We start from the raw sequence: 16,942 nt of genomic DNA on the forward strand, positions 1-16,942 counted from the left end.
ATATAACATGCTCAAGATAGATCTTTATTCAGACCCCATCTGCCCCTGGTGCATCATCGGGACGCATCGGCTCGATAAGGTTCTGCGGGAACGCTTTCCCGGGCTCGACGTCGATATCGAACACCGTCCATTCGAGCTTCATCCAGGGGCACCGTCGGAAGGGTTTCGGATCGACGAATATTTTCGACGCAAAGGCATATCAGACCTGGCGAGCGCCTTCGCTCGCCCCGAAGCAGAGGCGCGCGCCTCCGGTCTCGTTCTGAATCTCAGCAAGCAGCACTTCGGCTATCGCACCGTCCATGCCCATACGCTGCTGAGGCATGCCCGCAACCGCGGAACGCAGCACGATCTTTCAACGGCATTAATGGACGCGAACTTTCACGCGGCCCGCAACATCTCCGACAAGGATGTCCTGGCGGAGATCGCCGCTCCGCATGGCTTCACGGCCGTGGAAGTGCAAGCCATCCTGGCTGATCCCGCGGAGCAGGCGGAAACCGAAAGGCAAACCGCCGCGTCCAGAGCCATGGGCGTCCGTTCCGTGCCCACCTTCTATATCGGAGGGATTGTCATGGGCGGCGGCTCGGAGGACGAGATTGCGGCGGCCATTGAACAGGCACGCCGCTGACCCGTTTTAGATCACAAGGAAGAAGTTTATGTCTGTTACCACCAAGCTTTTTGTCACTGGTGCCACCGGGCAACTCGGCGGGCACGTCATCGACGCGCTGCTCGAAACGGTGCCCGCGAGCGCGATCGTCGCGGGTGTGCGTGATCCGGCCAAGGATGAGGCGATCGCAAATGCACTGCGCCGAATGGGCGTAGAGGTTCGTACCGCCGACTATGCCCGACCGGAAACGCTGACCACTGCGTTTGCCGGCGTGGACCGGCTTCTGCTGATTTCCAGCAGCGAGAACGGCAAGCGCAAGGTACAGCACCGAAACGTCATCGACGCCGCGAAGGATGCCGGTGTCGGTCTGATCGCCTATACCAGCATCCTGCACGCGGACACCTCACCGCTGTTCCTCGCTGAAGAGCATCGCGACACGGAAGCGGCTCTGGCGGAAGCTGGCGTGCCGTTCGTGCTTCTGCGCAACGGCTGGTACACGGAGGTCTATACGTGGCGGCTGCCGCTCGCCTTGAAGCGAGGCGTTCTCATGGGCGCAGCGGGAGATGGGCGCATCTCATCCGCAGCGCGTGCCGACTATGCCAGGGCTGCGGCGACCGTTTTGGCCGGCGGCAACCACGCGGGTCGCATCTATGAACTCGCGGGCGACGCGTCCTTCACGCTGGCCGAACTCGCCGCCGTGGTGGCCAAAGCTTCGGGTAGGCCGATGACCTACCAGAACCTGACGCAGGAAGCGTTCCGATCGTCGGTCCTGGGCGCTGGCCTCCCGGAGATCGTGGCCAGGATTCTGTCGGACACGGATGCGGGCGTTGCGAAGGGAGCGCTGTTTGACGACGGCGGCGCACTTGCCCGGTTGATCGGTCGGTCGATCACTCCCTTTCAGGCCACGATCACCGGCTTCGTGCACAACCAGCAGACGTCCAGCGGGTCATCGAGTCATGCATAAGCCGGTCTTCCACCGAGAACTCGTCTACGGACGCCCGGCTGGCTTCCTGAACGCGATCAAGGCCCTTGATCCGACGTTGACATGACCAAGACAATCAGGGTGCCTTCAGCCGCTACGAAGCAACCGGGACTTGCCCACGCGGTCCTGGCCCTGGGTGGATTCGCTATCGGGACGACGGAGTTCGCGACTATGAGCTTCCTGCCAGCCTTCGCGTCCGAGCTTGGTGTCGATGCACCGACGGGTGGTTACGTCGTCAGCGCTTATGCGCTCGGCGTCGTCGTGGGCGCGCCGCTGCTGGCCGTGTTCGGCGCACGCCTCAATCGCCGCCTTCTCCTGATTTTTCTGCTGACCTGGTTTGGTCTTGGCAACTGCCTTAGCGCAATGGCATCGAGCTTCGACGCCCTAGTGGCGCTTCGGTTCATCACGGCAATTCCCCACGGAGCCTATTTTGGAATCGCTGTTCTTGTTGCGGCCGGCATGGTTCAGGAGGTGAGACGGGGAGTCGCGATTGGACGCGTTCTGCTGGGTCTCACTCTCGCCACCATGATCGGAGCGCCGGTAGCGAACGTCATCTCGCAATGGCTGGGTTGGCGTTGGGGTTTCGGAGCGCTGGGCCTGCTTTCGTGCATGGCCGCCGCGCTGATTCTCTTCGTCATCCCGATCCAGGAGAGGATAGTTGGCGCGTCTGCGTTGGGAGAGCTGGAGGCACTGCGCCGTCCGCAAGTCTGGTTGAGCCTCGGGATCGGCGCTATCGGCTTCGGGGGGCTCTTCGCCGTCTACACCTATCTCACGTCAACGCTGGAGCTGGTGACGAAATCGTCAGCGGTTGCAACCCCAGTCGTCTTGGCCGTTTTCGGGGCTGGCATGACGTGCGGCAACCTGGCCGCCCCCTACCTCGCAAAGCGCGGCCCAATGCCCGCTGCCGGCGTTCTGTTGGCATGGAGCGCATTCGCGCTCGCGCTCTATCCGTTGACTGTCGACCATGTGTGGTCGGTCGGGGTTGCGGTGTTTGCGATTGGTTGGGGTGGCGGCCTTGGCACTCTGTTGCAGATGCGCCTCATGGATGTCGCCGGTGATGCCCAAGGACTGGCTGCATCACTCAATCACGCCGCCTTTAACGTGGCAAATGCCCTAGGCCCTTACTTGGGCGGGCTCGCCATTGCCGCAGGCTACGGCTGGGCATCCACGGGATGGGTTGGTTGCGGTCTGGCTCTGGGCGGTCTCGCAATGTGGAGGCTGGCCCTTGCAAACGACCACCGCGCTGCGCAACTTGGCTGCGCGAACTTGACCAAGAAAGCATGAAGTAGGTTGTTTAGAGGAGCGCACATGGCAAGCCTGAACGTCCACTACAGAGCAAGCCATGATCGTCGCCAAACATCTCGGTTTGGCGCGGTTGCCAACCGGCGGCTTCCTTCACGCGGGAGGCTTGCTCGATGGAATTGCGTCATCTCCGGTGTTTTCTGGCTGTCGCGGAAGAACTTCATTTCGCCCGTGCTGCTGAGCGATTGCATATCGAGCAGTCACCGTTGTCGCGTGCCATAAAGGAGTTGGAAGAAAACCTCGGAGTGAAATTGTTCGTTCGCACCACGCGCAGCACTCGGTTGACCCATGCCGGAAAGCTATTTCTTGAGCGTGTGCCCCGTGTCTTCACCGCCTTACAGCAGGCACGCGACAGTGTGAAAGCCGCCGCCAATGGCTTTCACGGCCAGTTGCGAGTTGCTCTCTCGGACGGCATCACGCCACTGCGGTTCTCCACGTTCCTGGCCTTATGTCGCCAAGACGAACCGGAGACCGAGATTCGCTTGTCGGAGGTTCCGTTAGCGCAGCAGATCAAGGGCCTGCACGACGATCTCTACGACGTAGGGTTTGCCCAATCGGACGAAGTTGGCGATGGGATTATCGCGGAGCCAGTTTGGGACGATCAGCTGATGGTGGCGGTGCCTGCTCGCCATCCTCTCTTGAAATACAAACGTGTTCCCTTGGAGGAAGTGCTGCACTATCCGCTCGTGCTCGGCGATCCTCTGGCGTGCGAGGGGCATGCACGTCAGGTAGAGCGCGCCTTGCGACGAGTAGAGCAGGAGCCATTGATTACCGAGCGGGTTACCTCTATCGACTTAATGATGGCTTTGGTATCAGCCGGCTTTGCTCTTGGGTTAGCTGGCGCCTCACAGATCGCGGCCGGCCGCGAGCCGGGCGTAGTGGCCCGTCCGCTGGCTGGCCGCACACCTGTGCTCACCACCTATTTGCTGCGTCTAGATGGCGAGCCTTCGCAGGCACTGGCTCGTTTCATCGAGAGAGTTAGTACCGTCGAAGCGCCCTCTGGACAGAATTCTTCCGCACCACCCCAGTCTGACCTATCGGAGGATGCAGAGACATGAATAAAGGCATTTTCTTGATACTCGTCGTGGCATTGACTGCTTGCGGCAAGCCTGAGCCAGCCGAAACGGTTGAGGCGCTGACGGCTAATCCCGAACGGTTGAAGGAATTGCGCCAACAATGCAAGACGGATGGCGCCAAGTTGGGTGACGAGTTTTGTAATCGCGTCGCTGAGGCGACGAACCGGCGCTTTTTTAATGATGGGAAGACGCCGTACACGCCGCCAAAGGAACGGCCTAAGTTCTGATCGTATGTAAATCGCGATCTATTTCGGATCGCGCTCTCAACGCGCGGCAATGCGCCCGCGTTTGCAGCGTTTTCTTTCTATTCGCCCCCGCGCGAAATCTTGCTTTTTCGTCGACCTTTGTCCCGATAACGGTCTTTGACCGTTCTTGATCTGACCCCGATCCTCGTGTGTGCGGCACGCCTTTGTGCCGTCGGTTGCGCAGGAGAAAGCGGAGGCCAGGATGCAAGGTCAAGGCGTGCTGTTCGGGCAAGTCGGTGTCGTGTTTGGCATCGTGATTGCCGGCGTATGGAGCGCCACGCAGTGGACAGCCGCCGCACTGGGATACCAGCTACGCCTAGGCTCGCCCTGGTTCGATTTCTTTGGCACGCCGGTCTATCACCCCTGGCGATTGTTCGAGTGGTGGTTCTTCTTCGATGCTTATGCGCCCCGGATCTTCGACACGGGCGGCGCGATTGCGGGCGGCAGCGGTTTGGTGGCTGTCGTGGTCGCTATTGCCATGTCCGTGTGGCGCTCGCGGCAATCGAAACTGGTGACGACCTACGGCTCGGCGCGCTGGGCCGACGCCGCTGATATTCGCAACGCGGGACTAACCCAGCCTGCAGGCGTCTTCCTTGGTCGGCATGACGACCAATACCTGCGGCACGAAGGCCCGGAGCACGTCCTGACCTTCGCGCCGACGCGATCCGGCAAGGGCGTCGGCCTGGTGGTTCCTACCCTATTGAGCTGGCCTGCGTCCGCGGTCATCCATGACATCAAGGGTGAGAATTGGCAGATCACAGCAGGCTGGCGTTCGCGCTTCTCGCACTGCCTCCTGTTCAACCCAACTGATCCGAAGTCGGCGGCCTACAACCCTCTGCTCGAAGTCCGGCGGGGCGCGCATGAGGTGCGCGATGTACAGAACATCGCCGACATCTTGGTTGATCCTGAAGGTGCGCTGGAGCGCCGCAACCATTGGGAGAAGACTTCGCACGCGCTCCTGGTCGGTGCCATCCTGCACGTGCTCTATGCGGGAACCGACAAGACACTGCGCGGCGTCGCCAACTTCCTGTCCGATCCGGCGTGCCCGTTCGAGTTGACGCTGCACCGGATGATGACGACGCGGCACCTGGGCGCCGCGCCGCATCCCATCGTCGCATCCGCTGCGCGCGAAGTGCTCAACAAGAGCGACAACGAGCGTTCTGGCGTGCTGTCCACCGCCATGTCGTTCCTCGGCCTGTACCGCGATCCGACGGTGGCCGAAGTCACCTCGCGCTGCGACTGGCGCATCGCCGACCTGATCGCGTCCGAGCATCCCGTCTCGCTGTACCTCGTCGTGCCGCCGTCGGACATCAGCCGCACGAAGCCACTGGTGCGCCTGATCCTCAACCAGATCGGTCGGCGCCTGACCGAATCGCTCGACGGCAGCGATGGCATCGCACGTCGCCACAAGCTGCTGTTGATGCTCGACGAGTTCCCTGCGCTGGGCCGGCTCGACTTCTTCGAGACGGCGCTGGCGTTCATGGCCGGCTACGGCATCCGCAGCTTCCTCATCGCGCAGTCGCTCAACCAGATCGACAAAGCGTATGGGCAGAACCATTCCATCCTCGACAACTGCCATGTGCGCGTGACGTTCGCCACGAACGACGAACGCACCGCCAAACGCATCTCCGAAACGCTCGGCACCGCGACCGAGCTACGCGCACAGCGCAACTACGCTGGCCACCGGCTCGCGCCGTGGCTCGGGCACCTGATGGTGTCGCGGCAGGAAACGGCGCGTCCGCTGTTGACGCCCGGCGAAGTGATGCAACTTCCGCCGGACGATGCCGTGGTGATGGTGTCCAGCTTGGCGCCGATCAAGGCGAAGAAGCTGCGCTACTACGCCGACACCAATTTCAAGCGCCGTGTGCTGCCGCCGCCCACGCTCGCAGCCGGGCGCTACGCCGATGCGCCGCCGCTCCGCCCAGACGACTGGAGCGGCTTGGCTATCCCTGTCGTCCCTGCCGCTTCGACCGCATCGGTGGACTTGACCGACAGCGCAGCCGCTGCCGACGACGGCGGGCCGCGTCGGCAGCCGGAGCTGTCCGAGGTCACCGAATACCTCCCCGACCAAGAGCCATCGACCAGCGACCTGGCGCTGCTCGATGACGACGACTTGCCGTTACCCCTTCCTCGCCAGCTCGACCCGGCCATGCAGCGCACGGCCCGGCTGGCGTCCCTCGACCAACACGACGGAATCGAGCTATGAGCCAATACCGCCTCAACCTGTTCATTCCGCACGAGCACGCCAAGCGACTCGACGAGCTGGCCGCCAAGAAAGGCGTGTCCAAGTCGTCCATCGTCGCGGCGGCACTGGCGTCCTGGCTGTCGCCGGACGCGGGCGACCAGCGTGAGGCGGCCATCGCCAAGCGCCTTGATCGACTGTCGCGCCAGTTCGAGAGGCTGGAGCGCGACCAGAACATCGAGATCGAAACGCTGGCGCTGTTTGTCCGCTACTTCCTGACGGTCAGCACGCCGGTTCCTGAAGCCCATCAAGACGCGGCCCGCGCGCAGGGCAAAGCGCGCTTCGAGCAGTTCGTTGAACAACTCGGCCGCCACCTGATGCGCGGGCGCAGCCTGGTGCGCGACGTGGTGGAGGAACTGCATCCCGACACTTCTCACTTGGATGACGCGGCGGCGCTGGCTGAGGCTCAGGAGCGTACTTCATGAGCGCCATCCCCTCGACTGTCGGGCAGTCCTTCGCCACGACGTCGCTCGACCGGCGCATCCGCATGCTGCGCACGGCGATGGGGCCGTTGATCGCTGCCGCGCTTGAAGACCCGGACGTGGTGGAAATCATGCTCAACCCCGACCGCACACTTTGGGTCGATCGCCTATCGTCGGGCCGCGCGCCGCTGGGCGCAGAACTGTCAGAGGAAGACGGCGAACGCATCATTCGCTTGGTCGCCGCGCATGTTGGCGCGGAAGTCCATCGCGGCCAGCCGCTCTTGAGCGCCGAGCTGCCAGAAACTGGCGAACGCTTCGAGGGCATCCTGCCACCAGCCGCGCCGGGGCCGGCCTTCGCGCTGCGCAAGCGCGCCGTCGGTGTGATTCCGCTGGATCGCTACGTCACCGACGGAATGATGACCGCAGAGCAGGCCGAGCTCCTGCGCCGTGCGGTACGCGAGCGGCAGAACATCCTGATCGCCGGCGGCACCAGCACCGGCAAGACCACGCTCGCCAATGCCTTGCTCGCGGAGATCGCCGCCACCGGCGACCGCGTGCTGGTGCTCGAAGACACCATCGAGTTGCAATGCGCGGCACGCGATCACGTGCCGCTGCGCACCCGCGCTGGCGTCGTGTCGATGACCGAGCTGGTGCGCGCCACGATGCGGCTGCGCCCCGACCGCGTGATCGTCGGCGAGGTGCGCGGCGGCGAGGCGCTGGATCTCATCAAGGTGTGGGGCACCGGCCATCCGGGCGGCATCGCCACGATCCACGCCGGTTCCGCGCTGGGCGCGTTACTGCGCCTGGAGCAACTGATTCTCGAAGTCGCCGTGAATCCGCCGCGGGCGCTCGTCGCCGAGGCCGTCAACGTCGTCATCCACATCGCCGGCCGTGGCCGGCGTCGCCGCATCGAGAGCATTGCCCGCGTCCTTGGCTTTGACGGCGTGGGCTATCGCCTCGCGGATGCGCTGGAGCCGCCGCTTCCAGAGCTGCCGCTTTCTTCCCCATCCCCTGACCACCTTGGAGAACTGCCATGACACAGATGCACGCCCATGCTTTCCGCATTTCCGTAAATCCGGCTTCGATCCTGACTCGCCTGCGGCGCCTGGCCCGCCCCGCGCACCACGGCCTGCTGACCGCCGCCGTGATGCTGACGACGGCTGGCACGGCACGCGCCGCCGGTTCGTCGATGCCCTGGGAAGGCCCGCTCGAATCCATTCTCGAATCCATCCAAGGGCCGGTCGCGCGCATCGTCGCGGTCATCATCATCATCGCCACCGGCCTTGCGCTGGCCTTCGGCGACACGAGCGGCGGCTTCCGCAAGCTGATCCAGATCGTGTTCGGTCTGACCATCGCATTCGCGGCGTCGAGCTTCTTCCTGTCGTTCTTCAGCTTCTCCGGCGGGGCCGTCGTATGAGCACGGCTAGCGACTTACCGGGCTTCGAGGTGCCACTGCACCGCTCGCTGACCGAGCCGATCCTGATGGGCGGCGCGCCGCGCACCGTGGCAATTGCCAACGGGACGCTGGCCGCTGCCGTGGGCCTGGGCCTGCAACTGTGGATTCCCGGCGTCGTGCTCTGGATCGTCGGCCATTCGCTGGCGGTGTGGGGGGCGCGCGTCGATCCGCAATTCATGCAGGTGTTCGCCAAGCACATCAAGCACAAGTCGCTATTGGACGTCTGAGGAGATGCCGCGATGCTGAATCTCGCCGAATACCGCCAGCGCCCCGCATTGCTTGCCGATTGGCTGCCGTGGGCCGGACTGGTCGCACCAGGTGTCGTCTTGAACAAGGACGGCAGTTTCCAGCGCACAGCACGCTTTCGTGGGCCTGATCTGGACAGCGCGACGCAAGGCGAGCTGATCGCGACGACAGCGCGGTTGAACAACGCGCTGCGCCGGCTCGGTGCCGGCTGGGCGCTGTTTGTCGAAGCAGAGCGCCGGACGGCAGCGGACTATCCGCACTCGGATTTCCCCGAACCGTTATCGTGGCTAGTGGACGAGGAGCGCCGCGCGACCTTCGAGGAATCAGGCCACCACTTCGAGAGCGGCTATCACCTCACGCTGCAATACCTGCCGGCGGAAGAATCCCGCGCCCGCGCAGCAAAGCTGCTGTACGAGAACACGCCGACTGGCGGCGTGGACTGGCGCGAACGCATGACCGCGTTCGTCGCGGAAACGGGCCGCGTCTTCGACCTGCTCGATGGCGTGATGCCAGAGATCGACTGGCTTGATGACGCCGAAACGCTGACCTACCTGCACGCGAGCATCTCGACACGGCGCTACCGCATCGGCGTGCCGGACGTGCCGTTCCACCTTGACGCGCTACTGGCCGACACGCCCTTGATCGGCGGCCTCGCACCGATGCTTGGCGACCAGCACCTGCGCATCGCCACGATACGCGGCTTCCCAACCTCGACCTGGCCGGGGATTCTGGACGACCTCAACCGGCTCGGTTTCGCCTACCGCTGGAGCACGCGCTTTTTGTGCATGGACAAGTCGGAGGCCGAAAAGGAACTCGGCCGCCTGCGCCGGCAGTGGTTCGCCAAGCGCAAGAACGTGGTGGCGCTTTTGCGCGAAACCATCTTCCAGCAGGAAAGCCCGTTGGTGGATACCGACGCCAGCAACAAATCGGCGGACGCCGACGCCGCCTTGCAGGAACTGGGCAGCGATCAAGTCGCCTTCGGCTACGTCACTGCAACCGTCACGGTGCTCGATAGCGAGGCCGACACGGCCGACGAGAAGCTGCGCATGGTGGAGCGCGCGATTCAGGGCCGGGGTTTCGTGACGATTCCCGAAACCCTCAATTCGGTAGAGGCATGGCTGTCGTCGGTGCCAGGCAACGCCTACGCCAACGTGCGCCAGCCCATCGTGTCGACGCTGAACCTCGCGCACCTGATGCCGGTGTCGGCGGTGTGGGCCGGGCCGGAGAAGAACGAGCATCTCGATGGCCCGCCGCTGATCGTCACCCGCACCGAAGGCGCGACGCCGTTCCGGCTAGTGACGCACATCGGCGACGTAGGCCATACGCTGATCGCAGGTCCGACGGGCATGGGGAAATCCGTGTTGCTCGCCACGCTGGCGATGCAGTTCCGCCGCTATCCCGGCTCACGCATTTTCGCCTTCGACATGGGTCGCTCCATGCGAGCGACGGCGCTGGGCCTGGGCGGCGAATACTACGACCTCGGCGCTGATGGCGCGATCGCCTTCCAGCCGCTCGCGCGCATCGACCAAGAGGGCTACCGAACCTGGGCCGCCGAATGGGTCGAAGGCCGCCTGTTGCACGAAGGCGTTGCTGTCGGCCCCGATGAGAAGGCCGCCATTTGGTCAGCGCTCGGCAGCCTCGCCGGCGCACCGGTCGAGCAGCGCACGCTCACCGGCTTGTCGGTGCTGCTGCAATCGAACGCGCTGCGGCAGGCGCTCGCGCCCTACGTGCTCGGCGGCGCGCACGGCAAGCTACTTGACGCCGATCACGACCGCCTGGGCGCGGCCGACGTGCAGTGCTTCGAGATGGAGGAGCTGATGCACAGCAAGGCTGCGGTACTAGCCGTGCTGGGCTACCTGTTCGCGCGCTTCGATGAACGGTTCGACGGTGCGCCGACCCTGCTGATCCTCGATGAGTCCTGGCTGTTCCTCGACGACCCGGTATTCGCCGCGCGCATCCGCCAGTGGCTCAAGACGCTGCGCAAGAAGAACGTCAGCGTCATCTTCGCCACGCAGTCGCTCGCCGACATCAAGGATTCGAGCATCGCTCCCGCGATCATCGAAAGCTGCGCCAGCCGCATCTTTCTGCCGAACCCTCAGGCAACCGAGCCGCAGATTCGCACGATCTACGAAGGCTTTGGCCTCAACAGCCGCCAGATCGAGATCGTCGCCACCGCACAGCCCAAACGCGACTACTACTACCAATCCCGTGCAGGCAATCGCCTGTTCGACCTCGACTTGGGGCCCGTCACGCTCGCATTCGCGGGCGCCTCGACGCCCCAGGACCAGCGCGCCATCGACGGCGTGCTTACCGATGCCGGTGCACCGGGCTTTGCCGGTGCCTGGCTGCGCCATCGCGGCCTTGATTGGGCGGCCGACCTGCTGCCGTCCGCACCGTCCGCCGCGTCCTTCCTCGCTCGTCAACCTCTGGAGGTTTCGCCATGAAGATTCGCCTTGTCACCCTCGCTGTTGCCGCGTTGATCGGTGTCATGCCCGCCGCGCAAGCGCAGTGGGTTGTCGTCGATCCGACCAACCTTGTGCAGAACACGTTGACTGCGGTTCGCACGCTGGAGCAAATCAATAACCAGATTCAACAACTGCAGAACCAGGCGCAGTCGCTGATAAATCAGGGGCGCAACCTGGCGAGCCTGCCTTTCAACGTGGTCAACCGGCTGCGCTCGACGCTGGCGACCACCCAGCAACTCATCACGCAGGCGCAAGGGCTGGCGTTCCAAGTGCAGAGCATGGATCAGCAGTTCGCGCAGTTGTACCCGCAGCAGTACGCCGCGACCGTGAGCGGCAATCAGATGTACCAGGACGCGCACCTGCGTTGGCAGAACACGCTCAACGGCTTGCAGACCGCGATGCAGATGCAGGCGCAGGTGTCGCAGAACGTGACCGAAGACGAAAGCGTGTTGACGGATCTCGTAGGCCAAAGCCAGTCGGCCACCGGCGCCTTGCAAGCCATGCAGGCGACCAACCAGCTCTTGGCCTTGCAAGCGAAGCAGTCCATCCAGACGCAACAGCTCCAGCTCACGCAGGGACGCGCGACTTCGCTGGAACTGGCGCGGCAGGCCGCCGCCGTTGAACGTGGCCGCGAAGTGACGCGACGCTTCCTCGGCACCGGCACGGCGTACACGCCGCAGTCGGTCAACTTCTACGGCAACTGACGGGCACGGCCATGAAACGCGCGCCGATCCTGTTCGCCTTCGCGTGCCTGCTGGCCGGCTGCAACCGGCCACAGGCATTGTCGGTCGATGCGCTGGCCGCTGATCCGGCGCGCCTGCACGCGCTGCGTGCGCAGTGCCACCGTGGCGAACACGATGACGTGTTCTGCACGCGGGTGGGCCAGGCCGACCTGCGCCGCTTCCTTTCCGGTCAGGCCGGGCCGGGTGAATACCAAACGCTGGCTGACCTGCCGCCGATCCCGGCCAGCTTCGACGGCCCCAGCACACCGACCGAGGAACGGCCATGAACGACGTTTCCATCATCGACCACTTCCTCAACGTCTTTTCTACCTACATCGACTCCGGCTTCGGCCTGCTGCGCGGCGAAGTCGCGTTCCTGACCGCGACGCTGGTGGCGATCGACATGACCCTCGCCGGGTTGTATTGGGCACTCGGCCATGCGACCGGCCAGGGCGATGACGTGATGGCGAAGCTCATCCGCAAGGTGCTCTACGTTGGCGCCTTCGCCTACATCATCGGCAACTTCAACACGCTGGCCAGCATTGTGTTCCGCTCGTTCGCGGGCTTGGGTCTGACGGCCACCGGCTCGGCCATGAGCATGGAGACGTTCCTGCAACCGGGGCATCTCGCCAAGACCGGCATCGACGCCGCCGCGCCGATCCTGGAGCAGATCAACCAAATGGCCGGTTTTCCGGAAGTCTTCATCAACATCACGCCCATCGTCGTGATGTTCCTCGCCTGGCTGACCGTCATCGTTTGCTTCTTCGTGTTGGCGGTGCAGCTTTTCATCACGCTGATCGAGTTCAAGCTGACCACGCTCGCCGGCTTCGTGCTGGTGCCGTTCGCGCTTTGGAACAAGACCTCGTTCCTCGCTGAAAAGGTGCTCGGCAACGTCGTGTCATCCGGCATCAAAGTGCTGGTGCTGGCCGTCATTGTCGGCATTGGTACAGGGCTGTTCGCAGAGTTCCCGACCACGCCGAGTGAGCCTTCCATAGACCATGCGCTGGTGGTGATGCTGGCGTCGTTGGCAATGCTCGCGCTGGGCATCTTCGGGCCAGGCATCGCCACCGGGCTGATTTCAGGCGGCCCGCAGCTCGGTGCTGGCGCGATGGCTGGTGCTGCCTTGGGCGCGGCGGGGACCGCCGTCGCGGTCGGCGCTGCCGCTACCGGCATCGGTAGCGCTGTGGTGGCTGGAGCGCGTATGGCACCAGCCGCCGCCAGCGCAATCGGTAGCGGCGCCCGCGCCGCTGCCTCGACCGCTGGCAGCGCACGGTCGGCGTTTCAGGCCGGTTCCGCCTCTGCCGGCGGTGGTGCGAAAGGTGCAATGGCGGGCCTCGGCAACGTCGCGAAGACCGGCGCGCAGGCGGTCGGCCAGAAGGCCGCCGCTGGCGCGCGCTCAATCGGGCAGCGCGCCGCTGCCGCGTTCCGCTCGGATGGCGCGAGACAGGCGTCCGGTGGTGGCGCAGCGGCCGGTGCTGCCGCATCAGGCCCGACCGCCGCAGGCGAAGCCTCCGCAAATAGCGCCAACCAACAACAACCCGCCTGGGCCAAGCGGCTGCATCGCCGCCAGCAGATATCCCATGCCGCGACCACTGCCGCACACACGTTGCGCGGCGGGGACGGCGGCGGCTCGGGTAGCGGACCAAGCCTTACCGATTCCGATTCTTGAGGAGAACCAGCCATGCGATTCAAACGACCGCAGGTGCGCTACGCCGATACGCCGCAGCCTGCCACCCCGTATCAAGCTGCCGCGCAGGTATGGGACGAGCGCATCGGCTCGGCCCGGGTGCAGGCGAAGAACTGGCGGCTGATGGCCTTCGGTTGTCTCGCGCTCGCGCTGCTGATGGCGGGCGGCCTCGTTTGGCGCTCGGCGCAGTCCATCGTCACGCCCTACGTGGTGGAGGTGGACAAGACCGGCCAGGTGCGCGCGATCGGCGAGGCCGCCACGCCGTACCGGCCAGCAGATGCACAGGTCGCCTACCACCTGGCGCACTTCATCACGCTGGTTCGGTCGCTGTCGATTGACCCCATCGTGGTACGGCAGAACTGGCTGGATGCCTACGACTACACCACCGATCGCGGCGCAGCGGTACTCAACGACTACGCGCGCACGAATGATCCGTTCGCGCGCGTCGGCAAGGAGTCGGTGACGGTGCAGATCACCAGCGTCGTTCGCGCCAGCGATTCGTCGTTCAACGTGCGCTGGACGGAGCAGCGTTTCGTCAACGGCGCGCCGGCGGGCACCCAACGCTGGAACGCCGTGATTTCCATCGTCCTGCAAACCCCGCGCACCGAGCAACGCCTGCGCAAGAACCCGCTGGGCATCTACGTCAACGGCTTGTCGTGGAGCCGCGAACTGGATGCGTCTGAAGGAGCCAAGCCATGAACCTGCCTATCCGCTTTTACGCTTTTGTGTTGACCTTGGCGGCCCTGACGGGCTGCGCCTCGCAGGGCAAGCCGCCACCGCGCATCTCCCTCGATGAGCCGGTGCTGGCGCAGCCGTTGCCCGAACCACCGAAGCCGGTGGAAGTGGTGGAGGTGCCGAAGGTGCTGCCGATGCCGGCGCAGATGAAGCCGCTGCCTGACGTGGACGAAGCCAAGCCTGCGCCGGAACCGGCCGACGAAACCGTGCGCGTCTCGCGTGCCAACGCCGAGGCGCGCATCGCGCCGACTCGCGAGGGCTACGTCAACGCAATTCAGGTGTGGCCTTTCACCGATGGCGCGCTGTACCAGGTCTATGCCGCACCGGGACGCGTCACCGTCGTATCGCTCCAGCCGGGCGAGGAGCTGGTGACGGTCGCCGCCGGGGACACCGTGCGCTGGATTGTCGGCGATACGTCCAGCGGCGCCGGGGCCGAGCTGCGCGTCAACGTGCTGGTGAAGCCCACCCGGTCGGGCCTCAAGACCAATCTGGTCGTTACCACGAACCGCAGGACGTACCTGCTGGAACTGACCTCGACGGAAAAAGCGTGGATGGCATCGGTGTCCTGGGACTACCCGAAAGACCGGATGTTGGCCTTGCAGCGCCAGTCGCAGGCCGCGCAGGCGACCGCGCCGGTCGATACCGGCCTGTCGTTGGAGAAGATCCGCTTCCGCTACGCGGTCAGCGGCAGCAATCCACCGTGGAAACCGTTGCGCGCTTTCGACGACGGCGAGAAGGTCTATATCCAGTTCCCGGGAGGCATCGCCCAGGGCGAGCTACCTCCCTTGTTCGTGATCGGCGCGCAGGGCGACGGGCAACTGGTGAACTACCGCTTCCGCTCGCCGTACTACATCGTGGATCGGCTGTTCGGCGCAGCCGAACTTCGTCTGGGCGGGGACAAGGGCGAGGTGGTGCGCATCGAGCGCACGGATGGCACGCGGGAGAAATGACCATGAGCCAGGACGAAACCCCAGATGTGCCGATTCCCGACACCGCGCCGAAGGTCGCGCCCGAGAACGTGGCGCTGCGGGCTCAGCCGCGCCCGGTGACACGCTTGAATCGGCGAACGCTGGCGCTGCTGACCGGCGGCCTCGGCGTGGCCGTGCTGGGCGCAACGATGTGGTCATTGCAGCCGACGCATCGGCGCGGCGGCAACGAGCCGGCCGAGCTTTACAACGTCGATCGCGTTTCGCGCTCCGAAGGACTGGACCAGCTTCCCACTGATTACTCCAAGCTACCGCCTAAGGCGCCAGAGTTGGGGCCGCCGTTGCCCGGCGACCTGGGGCCGGCCATCGTGAAGTCTCAGCAGCAGGCGGTGGCCCGCTACTCGCCGCCCGGCCAAGACCCCGGCGCCGCCGAGCGTGACGCGCGGCGCAAGGAGGCTGAAGCGGCAGCGGGATCGTCGGTGTTCTTCCGCTCCAGCAACCAGCGCGCCGCTACCGCGTCGGCGCAGGTTGCCGCTGCCGGCCCGGCATCTGGCTTGACCGGCTTCGATCCGCAGGCCGCTGGGCCGGCCTCGACGGCGGCCCAGCCCGCCGACCCGACTGCCGTGCAGAACCGCCAAGACCAGAAAGAGGCGTTCCAGAAAGCCGGAACTACGGAGACCCGTAATTCAGGCAATCTGCAAATGCCGACTTCGCCGTACCAGGTGATGGCCGGCACGGTGATCGCCGCGGCGCTCGTAACGGGCATCAAGTCCGACCTGCCGGGCGACGTGATCGGCACGGTGACGGAGCCGGTGTACGACACCGCGACCGGCCGCTATCTGCTGATCCCGCAGGGATCGCGCATCTTCGGCAAATACAACAGCCAGGTCGCTTATGGGCAGAGCCGCGTGCAGGTGGTGTGGAACCGGGTCATCCTGCCGGACACGTCATCGCTCACGCTCGACAACCTGGCTGGCACCGACCCGGCCGGCTACGCCGGCCTGGAGGATGGCGTCGATTGGCATTGGGACCGCATCTTTGCAGGCGCGGCACTGACGACGCTACTGGGTGTCGGTGCCGAGCTGGCCGCGCCGGAGAACCGCCAGGGCGGCGATCGCGTCATCATCGCCGGGCGCGACAGCCTGCAGGACAGCGTGAACCAGGCGGGACAGGAGATGACCCGCCGCAACCTCAACATCCAGCCCACCTTGACCGAGCGCCCCGGCCTGCCAGTGCGCATCATCGTCAATCGGGATCTAGTGTTGCGGCCGTACCAGCCGCTGTTCTTCAACCGGGGGACCTCGCAATGAGCACAACGCGCAAACTGCGACTGGGGCCATTGCCCAAGACCGAGAGCGCAAAGCTGACCTTCGCGTGCCCGGTCAGCCTCAAGGCCGACCTCGACCGCTACGCCGCGCTGCATGCGCAGGCCCACGGTGAAGCAGTCGATGCGACGACGCTGATCCCATACATGCTGGAGGCGTTCATGGCCGGAGATCGAGGATTCAGGAAAAGCGGCGGGGCTGAGGTCCCGCGTCCGAAACCGGGCTAACCACGCTTTACTATCATCGGCCACCGCATGACCAACGCGCAGCCCAAGGGCTGCGCGTTCGCTTTCAGCGGCAACGAGGGGATGAGACAATGCCTCGATGGTCGCTTTATCGCCCGCCATGACGCGATGAGGCTTTCTGCCGCGATGCTCCTATGTGGCTCCTAGCCCATAAAGCCCGAAGCCCTGAAAGAGACTTCAATCCGGCCTAACCCGTTGCCCTGTATAGCCTTCTGATGCGGCCTGCATTCATTAAAAACGCTTGACACAGGCCATTTTTTAT

At 64.6% G+C, this 16,942-nt stretch carries 18 protein-coding genes; all 18 read left to right on the forward strand.

The window, feature by feature from the left end:
* Nucleotides 1–7 precede the first annotated feature (7 nt).
* The 18 genes from ACREB4_RS10570 (at nucleotide 8) to ACREB4_RS10655 (ending at nucleotide 16,662) form a co-directional block, all read left to right on the forward strand.
* Entirely contained in the window at nucleotides 8–625 is a 618-nt protein-coding gene (locus ACREB4_RS10570) for a DsbA family oxidoreductase (RefSeq protein WP_431588175.1), read from the forward strand.
* 28 nt (nucleotides 626–653) lie between these two features.
* Complete coding sequence (locus ACREB4_RS10575) at nucleotides 654–1,568, forward strand: SDR family oxidoreductase (protein WP_431588176.1); 915 nt, start codon at nucleotides 654–656, stop codon at nucleotides 1,566–1,568.
* A gap of 81 nt (nucleotides 1,569–1,649) precedes the next feature.
* Entirely contained in the window at nucleotides 1,650–2,870 is a 1,221-nt protein-coding gene (locus ACREB4_RS10580) for an MFS transporter (RefSeq protein WP_431588177.1), read from the forward strand.
* A 131-nt stretch (nucleotides 2,871–3,001) separates the two neighbouring features.
* Nucleotides 3,002–3,946, forward strand: coding sequence for a LysR family transcriptional regulator (locus ACREB4_RS10585; protein ID WP_431588178.1), 945 nt, complete (start codon nucleotides 3,002–3,004; stop codon nucleotides 3,944–3,946).
* Entirely contained in the window at nucleotides 3,943–4,191 is a 249-nt protein-coding gene (locus ACREB4_RS10590) for an EexN family lipoprotein (protein WP_431588179.1), read from the forward strand. Before ACREB4_RS10585 ends, ACREB4_RS10590 begins: the two co-directional genes overlap by 4 nt.
* A gap of 220 nt (nucleotides 4,192–4,411) precedes the next feature.
* The gene (locus ACREB4_RS10595) at nucleotides 4,412–6,415 is read left to right on the forward strand and encodes a conjugal transfer protein TraG (RefSeq protein ID WP_431588180.1); all 2,004 of its coding nucleotides are present in this window, start codon (nucleotides 4,412–4,414) and stop codon (nucleotides 6,413–6,415) included.
* Nucleotides 6,412–6,876 carry a CopG family transcriptional regulator gene (locus ACREB4_RS10600; protein ID WP_431588181.1) on the forward strand — a complete coding sequence of 155 codons (465 nt, stop codon included), beginning with the start codon at nucleotides 6,412–6,414 and terminating at the stop codon, nucleotides 6,874–6,876. The genes ACREB4_RS10595 and ACREB4_RS10600 overlap by 4 nt, the downstream gene beginning before the upstream one ends.
* A complete protein-coding gene (gene trbB / locus ACREB4_RS10605) occupies nucleotides 6,873–7,910 on the forward strand; it encodes a P-type conjugative transfer ATPase TrbB (RefSeq protein ID WP_431588182.1) in 1,038 nt (345 codons plus the stop codon). Before ACREB4_RS10600 ends, trbB begins: the two co-directional genes overlap by 4 nt.
* A complete protein-coding gene (locus tag ACREB4_RS10610) occupies nucleotides 7,907–8,290 on the forward strand; it encodes a TrbC/VirB2 family protein (protein WP_431588183.1) in 384 nt (127 codons plus the stop codon). Before trbB ends, ACREB4_RS10610 begins: the two co-directional genes overlap by 4 nt.
* Nucleotides 8,287–8,556, forward strand: coding sequence for a VirB3 family type IV secretion system protein (locus ACREB4_RS10615; RefSeq protein ID WP_431588184.1), 270 nt, complete (start codon nucleotides 8,287–8,289; stop codon nucleotides 8,554–8,556). Before ACREB4_RS10610 ends, ACREB4_RS10615 begins: the two co-directional genes overlap by 4 nt.
* 12 nt (nucleotides 8,557–8,568) lie before the next feature.
* On the forward strand, nucleotides 8,569–11,019 hold the full coding sequence (gene trbE, locus ACREB4_RS10620; protein ID WP_431588185.1) for a conjugal transfer protein TrbE: 2,451 nt from the start codon (nucleotides 8,569–8,571) through the stop codon (nucleotides 11,017–11,019).
* Entirely contained in the window at nucleotides 11,016–11,744 is a 729-nt protein-coding gene (gene trbJ / locus ACREB4_RS10625; protein WP_431588186.1) for a P-type conjugative transfer protein TrbJ, read from the forward strand. Before trbE ends, trbJ begins: the two co-directional genes overlap by 4 nt.
* An 11-nt stretch (nucleotides 11,745–11,755) precedes the next feature.
* A complete protein-coding gene (locus ACREB4_RS10630; RefSeq protein WP_431588187.1) occupies nucleotides 11,756–12,049 on the forward strand; it encodes a hypothetical protein in 294 nt (97 codons plus the stop codon).
* Nucleotides 12,046–13,431: a P-type conjugative transfer protein TrbL gene (gene trbL, locus ACREB4_RS10635; RefSeq protein ID WP_177127009.1), complete on the forward strand. Its 1,386-nt coding sequence runs from the start codon at nucleotides 12,046–12,048 to the stop codon at nucleotides 13,429–13,431. The genes ACREB4_RS10630 and trbL overlap by 4 nt, the downstream gene beginning before the upstream one ends.
* Before the next feature lie 12 nt (nucleotides 13,432–13,443).
* Complete coding sequence (gene trbF / locus ACREB4_RS10640; RefSeq protein WP_062794347.1) at nucleotides 13,444–14,148, forward strand: conjugal transfer protein TrbF; 705 nt, start codon at nucleotides 13,444–13,446, stop codon at nucleotides 14,146–14,148.
* Entirely contained in the window at nucleotides 14,145–15,134 is a 990-nt protein-coding gene (trbG, locus tag ACREB4_RS10645; RefSeq protein ID WP_431588188.1) for a P-type conjugative transfer protein TrbG, read from the forward strand. Before trbF ends, trbG begins: the two co-directional genes overlap by 4 nt.
* A gap of 2 nt (nucleotides 15,135–15,136) precedes the next feature.
* On the forward strand, nucleotides 15,137–16,420 hold the full coding sequence (locus ACREB4_RS10650; RefSeq protein WP_431588189.1) for a TrbI/VirB10 family protein: 1,284 nt from the start codon (nucleotides 15,137–15,139) through the stop codon (nucleotides 16,418–16,420).
* A complete protein-coding gene (locus ACREB4_RS10655) occupies nucleotides 16,417–16,662 on the forward strand; it encodes a DUF2274 domain-containing protein (RefSeq protein ID WP_431588190.1) in 246 nt (81 codons plus the stop codon). The genes ACREB4_RS10650 and ACREB4_RS10655 overlap by 4 nt, the downstream gene beginning before the upstream one ends.
* Nucleotides 16,663–16,942 lie beyond the last annotated feature (280 nt).

It is taken from the genome of Aquabacterium sp. (assembly GCF_050725395.1).
GTDB lineage: Bacteria > Pseudomonadota > Gammaproteobacteria > Burkholderiales > Burkholderiaceae_C > Aquabacterium.

Coding starts and splice junctions, on each gene's coding strand:
- ACREB4_RS10570 (WP_431588175.1), top strand. CDS start 8: ATGCTCAAGATAGATCTTTATTCAGACCCCATCTGCCCCTGGTGCATC.
- ACREB4_RS10575 (WP_431588176.1), top strand. CDS start 654: ATGTCTGTTACCACCAAGCTTTTTGTCACTGGTGCCACCGGGCAACTC.
- ACREB4_RS10580 (WP_431588177.1), top strand. CDS start 1,650: ATGACCAAGACAATCAGGGTGCCTTCAGCCGCTACGAAGCAACCGGGA.
- ACREB4_RS10585 (WP_431588178.1), top strand. CDS start 3,002: ATGGAATTGCGTCATCTCCGGTGTTTTCTGGCTGTCGCGGAAGAACTT.
- ACREB4_RS10590 (WP_431588179.1), top strand. CDS start 3,943: ATGAATAAAGGCATTTTCTTGATACTCGTCGTGGCATTGACTGCTTGC.
- ACREB4_RS10595 (WP_431588180.1), top strand. CDS start 4,412: ATGCAAGGTCAAGGCGTGCTGTTCGGGCAAGTCGGTGTCGTGTTTGGC.
- ACREB4_RS10600 (WP_431588181.1), top strand. CDS start 6,412: ATGAGCCAATACCGCCTCAACCTGTTCATTCCGCACGAGCACGCCAAG.
- trbB (WP_431588182.1), top strand. CDS start 6,873: ATGAGCGCCATCCCCTCGACTGTCGGGCAGTCCTTCGCCACGACGTCG.
- ACREB4_RS10610 (WP_431588183.1), top strand. CDS start 7,907: ATGACACAGATGCACGCCCATGCTTTCCGCATTTCCGTAAATCCGGCT.
- ACREB4_RS10615 (WP_431588184.1), top strand. CDS start 8,287: ATGAGCACGGCTAGCGACTTACCGGGCTTCGAGGTGCCACTGCACCGC.
- trbE (WP_431588185.1), top strand. CDS start 8,569: ATGCTGAATCTCGCCGAATACCGCCAGCGCCCCGCATTGCTTGCCGAT.
- trbJ (WP_431588186.1), top strand. CDS start 11,016: ATGAAGATTCGCCTTGTCACCCTCGCTGTTGCCGCGTTGATCGGTGTC.
- ACREB4_RS10630 (WP_431588187.1), top strand. CDS start 11,756: ATGAAACGCGCGCCGATCCTGTTCGCCTTCGCGTGCCTGCTGGCCGGC.
- trbL (WP_177127009.1), top strand. CDS start 12,046: ATGAACGACGTTTCCATCATCGACCACTTCCTCAACGTCTTTTCTACC.
- trbF (WP_062794347.1), top strand. CDS start 13,444: ATGCGATTCAAACGACCGCAGGTGCGCTACGCCGATACGCCGCAGCCT.
- trbG (WP_431588188.1), top strand. CDS start 14,145: ATGAACCTGCCTATCCGCTTTTACGCTTTTGTGTTGACCTTGGCGGCC.
- ACREB4_RS10650 (WP_431588189.1), top strand. CDS start 15,137: ATGAGCCAGGACGAAACCCCAGATGTGCCGATTCCCGACACCGCGCCG.
- ACREB4_RS10655 (WP_431588190.1), top strand. CDS start 16,417: ATGAGCACAACGCGCAAACTGCGACTGGGGCCATTGCCCAAGACCGAG.